Origin of the sequence: Streptomyces umbrinus, from assembly GCF_030817415.1 — a bacterium.
Lineage (GTDB): Bacteria > Actinomycetota > Actinomycetes > Streptomycetales > Streptomycetaceae > Streptomyces > Streptomyces umbrinus_A.
In genome coordinates, this window is the sequence record NZ_JAUSZI010000002.1 from 3,026,464 (window position 1) to 3,041,818 (window position 15,355).

15 protein-coding genes are annotated in these 15,355 nt (G+C 70.2%); 6 read left to right on the forward strand and 9 right to left on the reverse strand.

The window, feature by feature from the left end; translation table 11 throughout:
• The first annotated feature begins 112 nt into the window (after positions 1-112).
• A complete protein-coding gene (locus QF035_RS13385; protein WP_307520450.1) occupies positions 113-535 on the forward strand; it encodes an acyl-CoA thioesterase in 423 nt (140 codons plus the stop codon).
• 122 nt (positions 536-657) lie between these two features.
• Here the strand turns inward: QF035_RS13385 and QF035_RS13390 are convergent, their stop codons facing one another.
• Entirely contained in the window at positions 658-1,059 is a 402-nt protein-coding gene (locus QF035_RS13390) for a winged helix-turn-helix transcriptional regulator (RefSeq protein WP_307520451.1), read from the reverse strand.
• Between the two features lie 102 nt (positions 1,060-1,161).
• Between QF035_RS13390 and QF035_RS13395 the strand changes: the two genes are divergently transcribed.
• Positions 1,162-2,667, forward strand: coding sequence for an MFS transporter (locus QF035_RS13395; protein WP_307520453.1), 1,506 nt, complete (start codon positions 1,162-1,164; stop codon positions 2,665-2,667).
• A 66-nt stretch (positions 2,668-2,733) separates the two neighbouring features.
• Here the strand turns inward: QF035_RS13395 and QF035_RS13400 are convergent, their stop codons facing one another.
• Positions 2,734-3,618 carry an SDR family oxidoreductase gene (locus QF035_RS13400; protein WP_373466641.1) on the reverse strand — a complete coding sequence of 295 codons (885 nt, stop codon included), beginning with the start codon at positions 3,616-3,618 and terminating at the stop codon, positions 2,734-2,736.
• A gap of 96 nt (positions 3,619-3,714) precedes the next feature.
• On the opposite strand from QF035_RS13400, the gene QF035_RS13405 reads away from it, so the two are divergent.
• From QF035_RS13405 to QF035_RS13415, 3 genes are all read left to right on the forward strand, one after another.
• Positions 3,715-4,539, forward strand: coding sequence for a helix-turn-helix domain-containing protein (locus tag QF035_RS13405; protein WP_307520454.1), 825 nt, complete (start codon positions 3,715-3,717; stop codon positions 4,537-4,539).
• Between the two features lie 346 nt (positions 4,540-4,885).
• Positions 4,886-7,120 (forward strand): alpha-N-acetylglucosaminidase, encoded by a 2,235-nt coding sequence (locus QF035_RS13410; protein ID WP_307520455.1) that lies wholly within the window; start codon positions 4,886-4,888, stop codon positions 7,118-7,120.
• Between the two features lie 147 nt (positions 7,121-7,267).
• Positions 7,268-8,083 carry a chitosanase gene (locus QF035_RS13415; RefSeq protein WP_307520456.1) on the forward strand — a complete coding sequence of 272 codons (816 nt, stop codon included), beginning with the start codon at positions 7,268-7,270 and terminating at the stop codon, positions 8,081-8,083.
• A 109-nt stretch (positions 8,084-8,192) separates the two neighbouring features.
• On the opposite strand, the gene QF035_RS13420 is transcribed toward QF035_RS13415, so the two are convergent.
• From QF035_RS13420 to QF035_RS13450, 7 genes are all read right to left on the reverse strand, one after another.
• A complete protein-coding gene (locus QF035_RS13420) occupies positions 8,193-9,515 on the reverse strand; it encodes a nucleobase:cation symporter-2 family protein (protein ID WP_373466947.1) in 1,323 nt (440 codons plus the stop codon).
• 323 nt (positions 9,516-9,838) lie between these two features.
• Positions 9,839-11,218 carry an 8-oxoguanine deaminase gene (locus QF035_RS13425; protein WP_307520458.1) on the reverse strand — a complete coding sequence of 460 codons (1,380 nt, stop codon included), beginning with the start codon at positions 11,216-11,218 and terminating at the stop codon, positions 9,839-9,841.
• Positions 11,219-11,319: 101 nt separating this feature from the next.
• Positions 11,320-12,243, reverse strand: coding sequence for a factor-independent urate hydroxylase (pucL, locus tag QF035_RS13430; protein ID WP_307520459.1), 924 nt, complete (start codon positions 12,241-12,243; stop codon positions 11,320-11,322).
• A gap of 2 nt (positions 12,244-12,245) precedes the next feature.
• Positions 12,246-12,662, reverse strand: a complete 417-nt coding sequence (gene uraH / locus QF035_RS13435) for a hydroxyisourate hydrolase (protein ID WP_307520460.1) — start codon at positions 12,660-12,662, stop codon at positions 12,246-12,248.
• Positions 12,659-13,177 (reverse strand): 2-oxo-4-hydroxy-4-carboxy-5-ureidoimidazoline decarboxylase, encoded by a 519-nt coding sequence (gene uraD / locus QF035_RS13440; RefSeq protein ID WP_307520461.1) that lies wholly within the window; start codon positions 13,175-13,177, stop codon positions 12,659-12,661. Before uraD ends, uraH begins: the two co-directional genes overlap by 4 nt.
• Before the next feature lie 374 nt (positions 13,178-13,551).
• Positions 13,552-13,920, reverse strand: coding sequence for a helix-turn-helix domain-containing protein (locus tag QF035_RS13445; protein WP_143641961.1), 369 nt, complete (start codon positions 13,918-13,920; stop codon positions 13,552-13,554).
• Entirely contained in the window at positions 13,917-14,168 is a 252-nt protein-coding gene (locus QF035_RS13450) for a hypothetical protein (protein WP_143641959.1), read from the reverse strand. The genes QF035_RS13445 and QF035_RS13450 overlap by 4 nt, the downstream gene beginning before the upstream one ends.
• Before the next feature lie 290 nt (positions 14,169-14,458).
• Between QF035_RS13450 and QF035_RS13455 the strand changes: the two genes are divergently transcribed.
• Complete coding sequence (locus QF035_RS13455) at positions 14,459-15,316, forward strand: TIM barrel protein (protein ID WP_307520462.1); 858 nt, start codon at positions 14,459-14,461, stop codon at positions 15,314-15,316.
• Positions 15,317-15,355: the final 39 nt, after the last annotated feature.

Genomic DNA, 15,355 nt, shown 5'->3' on the forward strand with positions numbered 1-15,355 from the left:
CAATTCATTGGTTGACGGCCTTGAGCAACCGCTCAGTACGCTTGCGCCCATTCTGTTTGCCACAGAAACCGTTGCAGCTGTTGAAGCCGTTGAAGCCATCCAAGGAGTAGCCATGGCCGAACCGTTTTCCGTCCCGGTGACCGTGCGCGGGTACGAGACCGACGTCCAGGGGCATGTGAACCAGGCCGTGTACGTGAACTACGCGGAGCACGCCCGCTGGTCGTTACTGCAGGCCGCGGGGATCAGCCAGGCCGGCCTGGCCGCCAAGGGCGTGGGCCCGGTGTCGCTGGAGATGACCGTCCGCTACCGGAGAGAGCTGAGGGCAGGCGACGAGGTCGAGGTGACCTGCGACTTCATCTGGGGTGAGGGCAAGACGTTCCGGATCGAGCAGACGATCCGCAAGTCCGACGGCACCGTCGCCGCCGAACTCACGGCGGTCGGCGGCCTGATGGACCTCAAGGAACGGAAACTGGTCGCAGACCCCAGGGACTACTTCCGCGCACTGGCGTCGGATCCCGGACGGTTCGGCCTCTGAAGCAACCGGGGGGCGGGCGCCCAGGAGGCGCGCCCCCTTAGGGGCGCGGGGAACTGCGCGACCAGCCACGACACACCCGCGGACGACACACCACACAACGCACCCGGCTCACAGCGAAGCGCTCACGCATCGAGCAGCTCGGGCCGATGCAGGGCGTCGTACGCCGCACGCGACTCGGCGATCGTCACCCGATGCCGCTCCGCCCAGTCGGTCAGTCCGAGCAGGCTGGCGTGCAACTCACGGGCCACCGGCGTGAGTTCGTACTCCACCTTCGGCGGGACCGTCGGGTGGACGGTGCGCGTGACAAGTCCGTCGCGCTCAAGATTGCGCAGGGTCAGCGTGAGCATGCGGCGGCTGATGCCCTCGACGCTGCGCTCCAGCTCGGTGAAACGGATCGGGCCGTGAGCGGCGGCCACGATGATCATCACGCTCCATTTGCCGGCGACCCTGTCAAGAACTTCCCGGACCGGGCAGCCCTCCGCGTGCACGACCTGCGAGGTAACACCGGTGTTCCCCTGGGACATTGAAGTGCCTCCTTACGCCGGTCTCCATAGTCACCCACGATATCCCCCGTTACAAGTCGTGCACCTATGGAACAACCTGCAGCGATACGGAGGGCCAAGGCCATGTCGTCCCGGAACGGGTCACCCACAGAGCGACCCACACCGAACCCGGAGCAGAGTCCGGCACAGCGAACGTACTCCCGTTGGGCGTCCCTCGTCGTGCTCTGCGCGGGCACGCTGATGACGATCCTGGACGGCAACATCGTGACCGTCGCGATGCCCGCGATCCAGAGCGACCTCGGCTTCTCGGCGCCGGGACTCGCCTGGGTCGTGAACGCCTACCTCATCCCCTTCGGCGGGCTGCTGCTGCTCGTGGGGCGGCTCGGTGATCTGGTCGGACGGAAGCGGATGTTCGTGGCGGGGCTCGTCGTGTTCACCGTGGCGTCCGTGCTGTGCGGGGTCGCCACCAGCCAGGGCATGCTGATCGCGGCGCGGGCGCTGCAGGGCGTCGGCGGGGCGATGACCTCGGCCGTGGTGCTCGGCATGCTGGTCGCGCTCTTCCCCGAGCCGCGCGAACAGGCCAAGGCGATCGCCGTGTTCAGCGCGGTCGGCGCGGCGGGCGGCGCACTCGGCACGTTCCTCGGCGGGGCGCTGACCCAGGCGCTCAACTGGCACTGGATCTTCCTGATCAACCTGCCGATCGGAATCGTCGCCTGGATCGCCGCCCTCCGCATCCTCGCCCCCGACCGTGGCGCCGGGCTCGGCAAGGGCGCCGACTATCCGGGGGCCGCGCTGGTCACCGGCGCGCTGATGCTCACGGTGTACGCGATCGTCGGCGCCGGCGAACGCGGGCTGGGCACGACGCTCACGCTGGGGGCCGTCTCTGTCGCCCTCTTCGTCGCCTTCACCCTGCGGCAGGCGCGGGCCGCCCGTCCGCTGCTGAGGCTGCGGCTGTTCCGCTCACGCCTGCTCACCGGCGCGAACGGGGTGCAGATCCTGATGGTCGCGGCGATGTACGGCTTCCAGTACATCGGGGCGCTGTACATCCAACGCGTCCTGGGCTTCAGCGAGTTGATGACCGGTACGGCGTTCCTGCCCGCGCCCGTCCTGATCGGGGTGCTGATGCTGGGCCTGTCCGCGCGGACGATCGGCCGCTTCGGCCCGTACCGCGTGCTGCTCGCAGGACTCGTACTCATCTCGGCCGGGATGGCGCTCCTGGCCCGTGTTCCGGCCGACGGTTCGTACGTCGTCGACGTGCTGCCCGCGCTGCTGCTCCTGTCCACCGGGTTCGCGGCGGCGATGCCCGCGGTGACCGGGCTCGCGATGTCCGGCGCCCTGGAGGAGGACGCGGGCCTGGCGTCCGGGCTCTTCAGCACCACTCAGGTGGTGGGCGGTTCCCTGGGCCTCGCCGCCCTCACGACCCTCGCGGCCAGCCGCACGGACGGCCTCGTGGACGGCGGTGCGACGCTCGCCACGGCGACCGCGGACGGGTATCGGCTGGCGTTCGCGGTCGGTACGGGGATCGCGCTGGCGGGGCTGGCGCTCGCGGCGGCGGTGCTGCGGCCGGGGCGCGAGCCGTCCACGGAACCGGTGAAGGCCGAGGCCCAGGAACGTGTGCAGCTGAGGTAGCGAGAGAGAGGCTCACGCCCGGAGCGCGGCTGTGGGGAAGGTTCCCCGCAGCCGCGCTCCCGCACGTCAGCTCTCGCCGAACGCCGCCCTGTGGTCCACCGCCCACTCCCGGTACGTGCGCGGCGGCCGGCCCAGCACCTGCCGCACCTCCTCCGTGACGACGGCGTTGCGACCACCGCGTACGTACGCGCTGCCGGCCAGCACACCCTCCGCGTACTCCGCGCCCATGCCCCACTCGGCCAGCCGGGCGCGGGACTCGTCCGGAGTGAGGTCCTCGGTGGCGACCGGGCGGCCGAGTACGTCGGCGAGGATGACGGCCTGGTCGGGGACGCCGAGCGTCTCGGGGCCGGTGAGCGTGTAGGTGCGGCCCACGTGCCGTGCGGAGAGCAGTGACTCCACGGCGACCTCGGCGACGTCACGCGGGTCGATGACGCCCTGCAGCCCGTCGCCGGACATGTTCGGTACGGGTTCGCCCGCCCGGATGGCCTCGGCCCAGCTCAGGGTGTTCGACGCGAAGGCCGAGGGGCGCAGGATCGTCCACTCCAACTCGCTTTCCCGTACGGCCTGTTCGCCCGGGAGGTGCCAGGAGCCGACCCTGCCGACGGCGGGGTCACCGGTGCCGATCGCCGACAGCTTCACGACGCGGCGCACGCCCGCCGCGCGGGCCTGCTCGACCAGGGCACGGTCGCGGTCCCCGTCGTCGGGGCCCAGGACGCCGACGAGGAACACGGCCGAGGCGCCGGCCATGGCAGCGTCCACGGACGCGGGGTCGAGGTAGTCCCCTCGCACCACCTCGACCTCCACCTCCGCCCCGGCCCCTGCCCCGTCGGGCACGCGGGCCCGGGCCTTGGACGGGTCGCGGGTCAGGGCGCGGACCTTCTCCCCGCGCTGTGCGAGCTGTCGTACGACTTCGCTGCCGATGGTGCCCGTGGCACCGGTGATGAGGATCATGGGCATCAGCGTGTCGAGCGGCCGACCGGAAGCTCTAGGAAATTCCGGCACGGTTCGGCAGTCCGTGTGGCTGTCCGGCGCGTCTACGGTGGACGGGTGACCAACGACGTTGCCGAACGCACGCTTCCCGCCCCCGACGCGTTGCGGCCGTGGATCGACGGCATCGAGATCGGGGTAGCTGTCGACGACGACGGCAACGGCAACAGTGCGTCGCGCGAGCCGTTCACCCGTGTCCCGGACGCCGCTACGAAGGTGGTCGTGCGGGTCGACGAGAACGGTCACCGGGACACGCTCGTCGTCGGGCCGAGCGCCCGGGCCACCTATCACACGAGCAAACGGCTCGCGTCGTGTGCGCAGGTGCGGCTCGGGCCGGGTACGGCGCGGCCGTTGCTCGGTGTGGCGGCGGTCGAGCTCGTGGGGCGGGTGGTGCGGCTCGGGGATCTTCCCGGTCCGTCCGCGCGTCAACTCGCGGATGAGTTGCGGTGGTTGGAGGGCGAGGATGCGGTGGGGCGGTTGATGGAGGTGCTGCCGGAGAGACTTGCGGGCGACGACGGGGCGGGGCGGGCTCGGCGGGAGGTTCTGCGGGCTGCCGTCGAGGCGCTGTCGACGGATTCGGGGCATGTTCCCTCGCAGGTACGGGAGTTGGCTCGTCGGTTGGCCGTGAGTGAGCGGCAGTTGCGGAATCTGTTTGCCGAGGGGGTGGGGGTTTCGCCCAAGCACTTTGCGCGGATCGGGCGGGTTCGGCATGTGCTGGCGCATGCGGGTTCGACGGGGTGGGCCGAGCTTGCCGTCTCCACCGGCTACTACGACCAGTCCCATATGACGGCCGACTTCCGCACGTTGATGGGCGTTCCGCCCCGCTCCTTCTTCACCGGCCACCTCCCGCTGGCCCAGCCTTGCCAGTCCCTGAGCCGGGTGTGACCCGGGGGTTTCTTCGCCCCCGCCGCCCCTACCCATTCCCGTCCCTTACTCAGGGGCTCCGCCCCCGAACCCCCAAAAGACTGCGCAGTTCCCCGCGCCCCCAAAAGGGGCGCGGGGAACTGCGCGACCAGCCACAGCGCACCCGCACCCGAAATCGCACCCCACGGGGTCTGGGGCAGAGCCCCAGTAAGTGACGGGAATGGGTAGGGGCGGCGGGGGCGAAGAAACCCATCGGCCCATTCACCGCGGGTTCTCCCCCATGTGGCCCAGCCGCCGTGCCCAGGTCCCCCACCGGGGGTATCCCTCCCACGGCGCCCCACCCCGCCTTGCGAACCCGGAGACCCCCATGCCGCTGCCCCGCCGCGCGTTCCTCACCGCCGTCGCCGGCGCAGCCGGTACCGTCGCTTGTTCTCACGCACCCGCGCACTCGGACGGCACCCCGGCCAAGGAGGCACCCGTGACGGAGGCGGCAGCAGCGGCGGCAACGAGGGCGGCCCGGCGGCTCCTCCCCCACCACTGGCGGCAGCTGAGATTCGAGACGACGGCCACCGGAACCAGCACCGGCACCGGGACAGACACGTTCAGCGTCTCCGGCAGCACCGGCCGCATCACCATCACCGGCGACACCGCAGGCACCCAACTAACGGGCCTCCGCTGGTACTTGAAGCACATCGCCCACGCCAACATCAGCTGGGCGGGCGAGCAGCTCGATCTCCCGACGGACCTGCCCGGCCTCGCCGACCCGGTCACCCGGACGGCCAACGTCCCGCACCGATTCGCCCTCAACGACACGAACGACGGCTACACGGGCGCGTACAACGACTGGACGTACTGGGAGCGCGAGCTCGATGTACTGGCGCTCCACGGCTACAACGAGGTGCTGGTGTACGCGGGTGCGGACGCGCTGTACCACCGGGTGTTCCGCGGGTTCGGGTACACGGACGAGGAGCTGCGGCAGTGGATCGCGGGGCCCGCCCATCAGCCGTGGTGGCTGATGCAGAATCTCGCCGCCTTCCCGGATCCCGTGTCGCGGCAGCTCCTGGACGCCCGCGCCGCGCTCGGGCGCCGAATCACCGACCGGGTACGGGAGTTGGGCATGACGCCCGTGTTCCCTGGCTACTTCGGCACGGTCCCGCCGGGCTTCGCCGAACGGAACAAAGGGGCGCGCGCCGTCCCGCAGGGCACTTGGATGGGGCTCCGGCGTCCCGACTGGCTGGACCCTCGCACCGAACACTTCGCGCGCGTCGCGGCGGCTTTCTACCGGGCCCAGGACGAGCTGTTCGGCGGCCCTTCGACGCTCTACAAGATGGACTTGCTGCACGAGGGCGGCGACCCGGGTGACGTTCCGGTGGCCGACGCGGCGAAGGGCGTCGAGAAGGCGCTGCTCACCGCGCACCCGGACGCGATCTGGGTCATCCTCGGCTGGCAGCGCAACCCGCCGCGGGCCATCGTCGACGCTGTCGACAAGCCCCACATGCTCGTCATCGACGGCCTCTCCGACCGCTTCCCGAAGGTGAAGGACCGCGAGGCCGACTGGGGCGACACCCCGTACGCCTTCGGCTCGATCTGGAACTTCGGCGGCCACACGACCCTGGGCGCCAACACCCCCGACTGGGCAGCGCTGTTCAACAAGTGGCGCACCAAGCAGGGCAGCACCCTGCGCGGAGTCGCCCTGCTGCCCGAGGCGGCCGACAACAACCCCGCCGCCTTCGACCTCTTCTCCGAACTCGCCTGGGAGGATGGCGAGTTGGACCTCGACGTCTGGTTCAGGGACTGGGCCCTCTCCCGCTACGGCGCCCGCGATCCGCACGCCGAGGCCGCCTGGGACATCCTGCGCCGCACCGCGTACGGCACGACACGCGCCGACTCGTGGAGCGAGGGCGCCGACGGACTGTTCGGCGCCCGCCCCTCCCTCGCGGCGAAGTCGGCCGCCAAGTGGTCGCCCAAGCAACTCCGGTACAGCGCCGAGGAGTTCGAGCCCGCGCTCGGCGAACTGCTCCGGGTGCGCGCGAACCTCCGGAACTCCTCCGCGTACCGCCGCGACCTCCTCGACGTGGCCCGCCAGGCCGTCTCCAACCGCAGCCGCGTCCTCCTCCCCCGCATCAGGAAGGCGTACGAGGCCGAGGACGCGCCCTGCTTCGACCGGATGACCGGGGACTGGCTCGCCCTGATGGACGTACTGGAGACCCTGCTGGCCACCGACTCCCTTCATCTGCTGGGGCGTTGGGTCGCCGACGCGCGGGCCTGGGGCGCGGACGCGGCGGAGCGGGACCGACTGGCGTACGACAATCTGTCGCTGCTGACGGTGTGGGGCACCCGGCAGGGTGCGGACGCCGGACTGCGCGACTACGCCAACCGTGAGTGGGTGGGTCTGGTAGGCGGGCTCTACCGGCTGCGCTGGTCGACATACTTCGCCGAGCTGCGGGCCGCGCTGGCCGAGGACCGTGCACCGGAGGGCGTCGACTGGTTCGCCCTGGAGGAGCGCTGGACACGCCGGCCGGGGCACCTCGCAACCCGGCCCACCGGTGACACGTACGAAGCCGCCGTCCGCGTACAAGAAGTGCTGGTCACGACCCGCTAGCCGGTCCCGCGCCGCCGCCCGGCCCCGCAGTACGGCCTCGATTCCTCCGCAACACACACCTCCTTGACGGGTATACGTCCCCGAATCTCTGGTAGGAAACTTCCCTAACAGTACGGACGAACGACTCCCACCCCCACTGGAGGTCCCGTGCACACCCCCCACATACGCTCCTCGCGTCGAACGATCCTCGCGCTGATCGGAGCATCCCTGGTGGCAGGTCCCGTCATCGCCACCAAGTCCGCGAGCGCCGCGCCGACCGGCCTCGACGACCCGGCGAAGAAGGAGATCGCCATGCAACTGGTCTCCAGCGCGGAGAACTCCTCGCTGGACTGGAAGGCGCAGTACCAGTACATCGAGGACATCGGCGACGGCCGCGGCTACACGGCCGGGATCATCGGCTTCTGCTCCGGTACGGGCGACATGCTCGACCTCGTCGAGCTGTACGCGCAGCGCAGGCCGGGCAACGTACTGGCCGGATATCTGCCGGCCCTGCGTCGCGTCGACGGCACCGACTCCCACGAGGGCCTCGACCCCGGATACCCGGACGCCTGGCGCCGGGCAGCCCAGGACGGGGCGTTCCGGCAGGCCCAGAACGACGAGCGTGACCGCGTCTACTTCAACCCCGCGGTCGGTCGGGGCAAGGCCGACGGCATCGGCACGCTCGGCCAGTTCGCGTACTACGACGCCATCGTGATGCACGGCGACGGCGGCGACAGCACGAGTTTCAGCAGCATCCGCAGGCGGGCGCTCGACCGGGCGAGGCCCCCGGCGCAGGGCGGCGACGAGGTGACGTACCTCAACGCCTTCCTCGACGCCCGGGTGTGGGCGATGAAGCAGGAGGAGGCCCACGAGGACACCAGCCGGGTGGACACCGCCCAGCGCGTCTTCCTCAGGAACCGGAACCTGAACCTCGATCCGCCCCTGGACTGGCAGGTCTACGGGGACAGCTACCACATCGGCTGAACACCTGACTCGGCACCTGACTGAACACCCAAGGGCGCGGCACGCGTGACGTGCCGCGCCCTGCCCGTCCGTACGGAGGTCCCGCAGGGGGAGGTCCCGTCCGGATGGGTCAGTGGACCGAGGCCGGCTGCGGATCCATCGGTGCCGTCACCTCGTCGTCGGCCGCGCGTCCCCCGCCGAGGTGGTTGAAGACGAGGTTCAGGGCGACCGCCGCCACGCACCCCGTCGAGATCCCCGAGTCCAGGATGATCTCTGCGGTCTCCGGGAACGCGTGGTAAAACTCCGGCGCCGTGATTGGGATGATGCCGACGGCCAGCGAGACCGCCACGATCAGGACGTTGTTGTCCTTCTCCAGACCCGCCTTGACGAGGGTCTGGATGCCGCTCGCGGCGACCGAGCCGAACAGCACCACGCCCGCGCCGCCGAGCACGGGACGCGGTACGACGGCGATGAGCGAGGCGGCCATCGGGCACAGACCCATCAGGACGAGGAAACCGCCGCCCGTGGCGACGACGTACCGGCTGCGGATCCTCGTCATGGCGACCAGGCCGATGTTCTGGGCGAAGGCGCTGCACATGAAACCGTTGAACAGCGGGCTGAGGGCGGAGCCGAGGGTGTCGGCGCGCAGGCCCGCCGCGATGGTCCTCTCGTCGGCGGGGCGCTCGACGATCTCGCCCAACGCCAGCATGTCCGCGGTCGATTCGGTCATCGAGACCACCATCACCACGCACATCGAGAGGATCGCGGCGAGCTGGAACTGCGGGGCTCCGAAGTGGAACGGCGTCGGGAAGCCGACGACGGCCGCGTCGGCCACCGGACCGAAGTCGGTGGCGCCGAAGGGGATGGCGACGAGCGTGCCGACGACCAGGCCGAGCAGCACGGCGATCTGTTTGACGAAGCCGCGGGTGAAGCGGCGCAGGAGCAGGACGACGACGAGGGTCGCGCCCGCCAGGCCCAGGTTGGTGGTCGAACCGTAGTCGTCCGCCGCGGGGTTGGGGCCCTGCGCCCAGCCGAAGGCGACCGGCATCAGGGATATGCCGATGAGCGTGATGACCGTGCCGGTGACGACGGGCGGGAAGAAGCGGACCGCCTTGCTGAAGAACGGGGCGGCGAAGAAGCCGAGTACGCCGGCGACGATGACCGCGCCGAAGATGACCGGCAACGCGTCGCTCTTGTCGTCGGTGGAGTTGACGACGGCGATCATCGGGGCGACCCCGGCGAAGGTCACGCCGTTGACGAAGGGCAGCCGGGCGCCGATCTTCCAGATCCCGAGGGTCTGGAGGAAGGTGGCGAGGCCCGCGGTGAACAGGCAGGCGCCGGTGAGGAAGGTCAGTTCGGTCGGGGTCAGGCCCACGGCCGCGCCGACGATCAGGGGCGGGGCGACGACTCCCGCGTACATGGCGGCCACGTGCTGCAGCCCGCTGGTCGCCATCTTCAGGGCGGGGAGTCTCTCGTCAACTGGGTGTTTGTGCGGGCGGGTCGGGTCTGCGTCCGTACTGCTGGACGTGGGCTGGGCGGCCACGGCGGCTCCTCCGGTCGGTTGCACGTCGGCGTTGACGTGGGTTTCAGGGAGGTGAGGCGCGGTCGTGCGGGACCGGGACGATGCCCGTCACGGAGGCGTGGCGGGTAGACCGTTCCGGGGCGCGCGCACGTCCATGCGCGTGCCCCGGAGACGGTCGCCGTGGGCCCCGCTCGGGTCCACGGCCACCGGCCGAGGGCCGTCCCCCTCAGCCGGAGATCTTGAGGTGTCGGATGTCAGGCCTGCGCGGCGATCCGCGCGAGGCGCTGGGCCTCGTCCCGCGTGGAGCGGGCGATGGCGTCCTCGTCGACGTGCAGCAGTCGGCCGTTCTCGACGATCTGCTCGCCGTTGACGAAGGAGGCGGTGACCGGCGCCGCGGCGCCGAAGACGAGGGCGGTGACCGGGTCGGCGATCGACGCGTGGGCCAGCGTGTCCAGGTTCCACAGCACGAGGTCGGCGAGCTTGCCGGCCTCGAGGGAGCCGATCTCCCCTGCCCTGCCCAGGACTTGGGCTCCGCCGTACGTGCCGAGCCGCAGCGCCTGCCGTGCGTTCAGCGCGGCCTCGCGATGGGCGCCGAGGCGGTTGATGAGCAGGGCGTTGCGCAGTTCGGTGTGGAGTTCACCCGACTCGTTCGACGCGGTGCCGTCGACACCGAGTCCGACCGGGACGCCGGCCGCCAGCATGTCGGGGACGCGTGCGATCCCGGCCGCCAGACGGGCGTTGGACGAGGGGCAGTGGGCCACCCCGGTCCTCGTACGGGCGAAGGCGGCGATGTCGGAGTCGTTCATGTGGACGCAGTGCGCCATCCACACGTCCTCGCCGAGCCAGCCGGTCGACTCGAAGTAGTCGGTCGGGCCCATCCCGAACAGCTCCTTGCAGAACTGCTCCTCCTCGACCGTCTCCGAGCCGTGGGTGTGCAGCCGGACGCCCTTGCGGCGCGCCAACTCGGCGCCCTGCTTGAGGAGTTCGGTCGACACGGAGAAGGGCGAACAGGGGGCCACGGCCACCTGTGTCATCGCGCCGAAGGACGCGTCGTGGTGTTCGTCGACCGTCGCCTCGGTGGCGGCGAGAGCCCCTTCGAGGGTCTCGACCGCGAAGTCCGGGGGCAGGCCGCCGTCCTTCTCGCTGCGGTCCATCGAACCGCGGGCGAGGGTGAAGCGGACGCCCATCTCGCGCGCGGCCCGGATGATCGAGCCGGACAGGTCGCCGGAGCCCCGCGGGAAGACGTAGTGGTGGTCCATGGCGGTGGTGACTCCGCCGCGGGCCATCATGCCGAGCGAGCCCTGGGCGGCCGCGTACGTCATGCGCTCGTCGATGCGCGCCCAGGTCGGGTACAGGGCGACGAGCCAGTTGAAGAGGTTGTGGTCCGTGGCGAGGCCGCGGGTGATCCACTGGTAGAAGTGGTGGTGGGTGTTGACCAGGCCCGGGGTCACGAGGTGGCCGGTCGCGTCGATACGGCGTACGACGTTCTCCAGGCCCTCGGGGGCGCTGCCCGTGCCGAGCGACTCGATGCGGTTGCCCGCCAGGACCAGGTGACCGGACGCGTACTCGGTGTCGTCGGCGTCCACGGTCGCGATCGCACAGTTCTCGATGACGATGCGCTGAGCTGCTGCCATGGTTCGTCCTGTTCGCTGTGTGGAATGGGCACGGCAGGACCCTGGGATTTGAGTACCGTGGCCCGCGAGGTGCGGACCACGGGTGCCGCAAAGGGAGTTGCTCAGAGGTTGGTGAGGTCCACCGGGATCTTCGGCCCGCAGCCGTCCCGCAGGATCGTGGCCTCGATCAGGCCGTACGGCCGGTCGGCGGCGAAGTACACCTCGTTGTCGTTCTTGAGGCCGAAGGGCTCCAGGTCGACGAGGAAGTGGTGCTTGTTCGGCAGGGAGAAACGGACCTCGTCGATCTCGCCGCGGTTCTCGATGATCCGCGAACCCATCTGGTACAGGGTCTGCTGGAGCGACAGCGAGTACGTCTCGGCGAAGGCCTGGAGCATGTGCTTCTTCACCTGCTCGTAGGACTTCTCCCAGTTGGGCGCCTTCTGCTCGTCGTCGGTCCAGTTGAAGCGCCAGCGCGCGGAGACCTGGGTGGCGAGGATGCGGTCGTACGCCTCGGGGAGTGTCGTGTACTTGTCCTTGACGTAGCCCCAGAACTCGGAGTTGGTCGAGTTCATCACGACCAGGTCCTTGAGGCCGGAGACGACCTCCCAGGACTCACCGTCGTACGTGATCTGCGTGACGCGGGTCTCCTGGCCCTGGCGGACGAAGGAGTGCTTGACCTCGTCGGCGCCGATGAACTGGGAGTTGGCGTCCGAGGTCGCGATCCGCTCCCAGGCGTACTCCTCGATACGGATCCGGGCCGTTTTGATCGGCTCCTGGCTCGTCACGAAGTGCCGGGCCAGGTGGATGCCGAACTGCTCGGCGGACTCGATGCCGTGCTCCTTGGCGAAGGCGTACACCGTGTTCTTGGTGGTGTCCGTCGGCAGCACGTTGGCGTTCGAGCCGGAGAGGTGGACCTCGTCCATGTCGCCGCTCAGCGCGACGGAGACGTTCAGGTCCTTGATGTGGTGGGTGGCGCCGTCCCGCGTGATCTTGACGACTCGGTTCTCGGCCTTGCCGTACTGGTTCTGTCCCAGGATGGTCGGCATAGCTAGCTCCCTCGGTAAACGGAGTAGCCGAACGGGTTGAGCAGCAGCGGTACGTGGAAGTGTTCGCCCGGCACGACGGCGAACGTGATCGCCACCTCCGGGAAGAACGCTCCTACGCTGCCGCTGTCCCGGTTCGCGGGGGCGTCCTGCTGCGCATCGGCTTGCTTCTTCTCGAAATACGCCTCGACCGCGAAGTCGAGCCGTACGTGTGTGGTGCCCTCCGGCAGCGCCGGCAGGTCCTTGCACCGGCCGTCCGCGTCGGTCGCGGAACCGCCGAGTGCCTGCCAGTCACCCCCTTGCCCGTAATGGGCGGACCGGCCGCTGCGGGCCGCGAGGCTGACGGCGACACCCTCGGCGGGGCGGCCGACGCTGGTGTCCAGGATGTGCGTGGACACGGAAGCGGTGGTCTCGGTGCTCATGCGGGTGCGTCCTCTTCGACGAGTCGGGCGAGCCGGATGCGGTTGATCTTTCCCAGTTCGACGCGCACGATCTCGCGCTCCCGCGCAGGTGCGTTGCCGATCCGCTCCCTGACCGCGTCGCGCATCTGCTCGCCGGTGCGGCCGGTCGCGCAGATCAGGAAGACATGGCCGAACTTCTCCTGGTAGGCCAGGTTCAGTTCGAGCATCTCCGCCTTCAGCTCATCGGAGGCGCCGGCCATGCCGCGCTGTTCACGCGAGGAGGTCGGGTCTCCGGGCTTCGGGCGTCCGATCGGCGGGTGACCCGCCATCGCCTCGTCGAGGTCCGCGTCGATCAGGCCGGCCGTGGCGGCGTCGCTCTCCGCGAAGAGTTCGTCGGTGGTGGTGTAGGGGCGGCGGGCGAGCAGCCGGTTCGCCCAGGCCGCCGAGGCGCAGACCTCGTGGAGGGCGGCGTAGGCGGCGTGCTCCTCCAGTGCGTTGAAACGGGCGAGGCCGCCGGATGTCGTACTCGAAGTCACGGGAAGCCTCCGTGGCCTTGTGCTGGACGGGCTGCGGATTAGCTAACGCCCTCGGAAACATCACGTCAACACTTTGTTGAAAAATCCGGGTAACAAATACCGGGAAGCGGAAACTGCCGCCCGCATGCCGGACGGCGGCGGCTCACGGGCGCCCGCGAGCCGCCCACCCGGAGCCGCGTCACGCCTGGCCAGAGGCCTGACTGCGACCTATCGTCGGCGGATGACGGGTCGGGCGCCGGTCGGCAGCGGGTCGAGCGCCGGTCGACGACGGGCCAGGCGTCCATCGTCGGCGGATCGGGCGCCGGTCGACGACGGGCCAGGCACCGGGTCAGGCGCTCGCCGGCGGCGACCAGGCACCCATACCCATCCTCTGCTCAGGCGTCCTTCTCGCGGTTCAGGTAGTTGTAGACGGTGAACCGGCTGACGCCGAGCGCGCCCGCGACGGTCTCCACGCCGTGCCGCACGGAGAAGGCGCCGCGCGCCTCGAGTATCCGTACGACCTCCTGCTTGGCCTTGCGGTCCAGCTCGGCCAGGGGCTTGCCGCGCTTGCGCTCCAGGGCGGCCAGGATGTGGTCCAGCGAGTCGGCGAGCTGCGGCAGCCGTACGGCGACGACGTCGGCACCCTCCCAGGAGAGCACGACGTCGTCGGGTCCGGCCTGGCCGGGCGGGAGCATCTCGCCGCCCATGGCGTCGACCAGTGGCTTCACGGCCGTGACGAAGGGGTCGTCCCCGATACCGGTCACTCGCCCCCCTCTCCGATCACGTTGACCTGGAGCGAGACGCGGGTGGCGCCGGCCTCGAGGGCCTGGCGCAGCAGCGCGTCGACCGCGGTGAGCACCGAGTCCGCGCCGCCCTCCGCGGTGTTGCCGAACGGGCCGACGTCCACGGCGTCCAGTTCGGCCGCCTCGATGACCTCGCGGGCGACCAGCGCGTGCCGCGGTGCCTCGTCGAGGTCGAAGGGCTCGGTCGTGAACTCCACTCTCAATCGCACTGTGCCCCCATGGCATCGGCTCCGACCTGCTCGTTCCCCCGGCCCACGTGACGCGGGGGCTGTCGGGCGCGCAAGCGACCCTAGCCGACACGCACGCCACCCGTGAGGAACACCCGATCGAACGGCGGCGGTGCCACTCGGGCGAATCCACCCGGAGCCTCCCGCACCCCGGCGGCTTTTCCGGGCAACCCCTCTTGACAAGGTTCCCCGACGCGGGCAGCCTTTCCATCAAGCAGAAACTAACTTCCGCAATACGGAACTACCCGACACGGAAGGGAGCGCCGACCCACATGCCCGGTTTCTCGATGGATGCAGCCGCTGAGCAGCGCTTCAACGTCAACCTGTCGATCCTCTTCACGGAGCTCCCGCTTCTGGAGCGCCCCGCGGCCGCCGCCGCGGCGGACTTCACCGCGGTCGAGCTGTGGTGGCCCTGGGTCGACTCCCCCACCCCCGAGCGCGCCGAGCTCGACGCCCTGAAGAAGGCGATCGAGGACGCGGGCGTACAGCTCACGGGGCTGAACTTCTACGCCGGGCAGCTGCCGGGCCCGGACCGGGGCGCGCTGTCGATCCCCGGCGAGGAGTCCGAGCGGTTCCGCGCGAACGTCGATGTGGCCGCGGACTTCGCGCAGTCACTGGGCTGCGGGGCGCTCAACGCGCTGTACGGCAACCGCGTCGAGGGCGTGGACCCGGCCGTGCAGGACGAACTCGCCCTGGAGAACCTGGTACTGGCGGCCCGCGCGGCCGACCGTATCGGCGCGGCCCTGCTGATCGAGACCCTCAACAAGCCGGAGTCGCCGCTCTATCCGCTGGTGACCGCCCCGGCCGGGATCGCGGTCGTCGACAAGGTCAACGAGGCGACCGGGCTCGGCAACGCCAAGTTCCTGATGGACCTCTACCACCTGTCCATGAACGGCGAGAACCTGCCGTCGGTGATCGACAGGTACGCGGCGAAGACCGGCCACGTCCAGATCGCCGACAACCCGGGCCGCGGCGCCCCCGGCACCGGCTCACTCCCCCTGGAGGAGCTGCTCGGCCGGCTCCGCAAGCAGGGTTACGAGGGCTGGGTCGGCCTGGAGTACAAGCCGGGCGACCGCCCCAGTGCCGAGGCCTTCGAGTGGCTGCCCGCCGAGGCCCGCGCGGCGCGCTGAGCGCCAACTCATCGACGTACGAAAGTTTCCAGAGAGGCA

Excerpts from the sequence above, each read along its gene's own strand:
- QF035_RS13455 (WP_307520462.1), top strand. The coding sequence starts at position 14,459 with ATGCCCGGTTTCTCGATGGATGCAGCCGCTGAGCAGCGCTTCAACGTC.
- QF035_RS13410 (WP_307520455.1), top strand. The coding sequence starts at position 4,886 with ATGCCGCTGCCCCGCCGCGCGTTCCTCACCGCCGTCGCCGGCGCAGCC.
- QF035_RS13385 (WP_307520450.1), top strand. The coding sequence starts at position 113 with ATGGCCGAACCGTTTTCCGTCCCGGTGACCGTGCGCGGGTACGAGACC.
- QF035_RS13420 (WP_373466947.1), bottom strand. The coding sequence starts at position 9,515 with ATGGCGACCAGCGGGCTGCAGCACGTGGCCGCCATGTACGCGGGAGTC.
- pucL (WP_307520459.1), bottom strand. The coding sequence starts at position 12,243 with ATGCCGACCATCCTGGGACAGAACCAGTACGGCAAGGCCGAGAACCGA.
- QF035_RS13390 (WP_307520451.1), bottom strand. The coding sequence starts at position 1,059 with ATGTCCCAGGGGAACACCGGTGTTACCTCGCAGGTCGTGCACGCGGAG.
- uraH (WP_307520460.1), bottom strand. The coding sequence starts at position 12,662 with ATGAGCACCGAGACCACCGCTTCCGTGTCCACGCACATCCTGGACACC.
- QF035_RS13400 (WP_373466641.1), bottom strand. The coding sequence starts at position 3,618 with ATGATCCTCATCACCGGTGCCACGGGCACCATCGGCAGCGAAGTCGTA.
- QF035_RS13425 (WP_307520458.1), bottom strand. The coding sequence starts at position 11,218 with ATGGCAGCAGCTCAGCGCATCGTCATCGAGAACTGTGCGATCGCGACC.
- QF035_RS13395 (WP_307520453.1), top strand. The coding sequence starts at position 1,162 with ATGTCGTCCCGGAACGGGTCACCCACAGAGCGACCCACACCGAACCCG.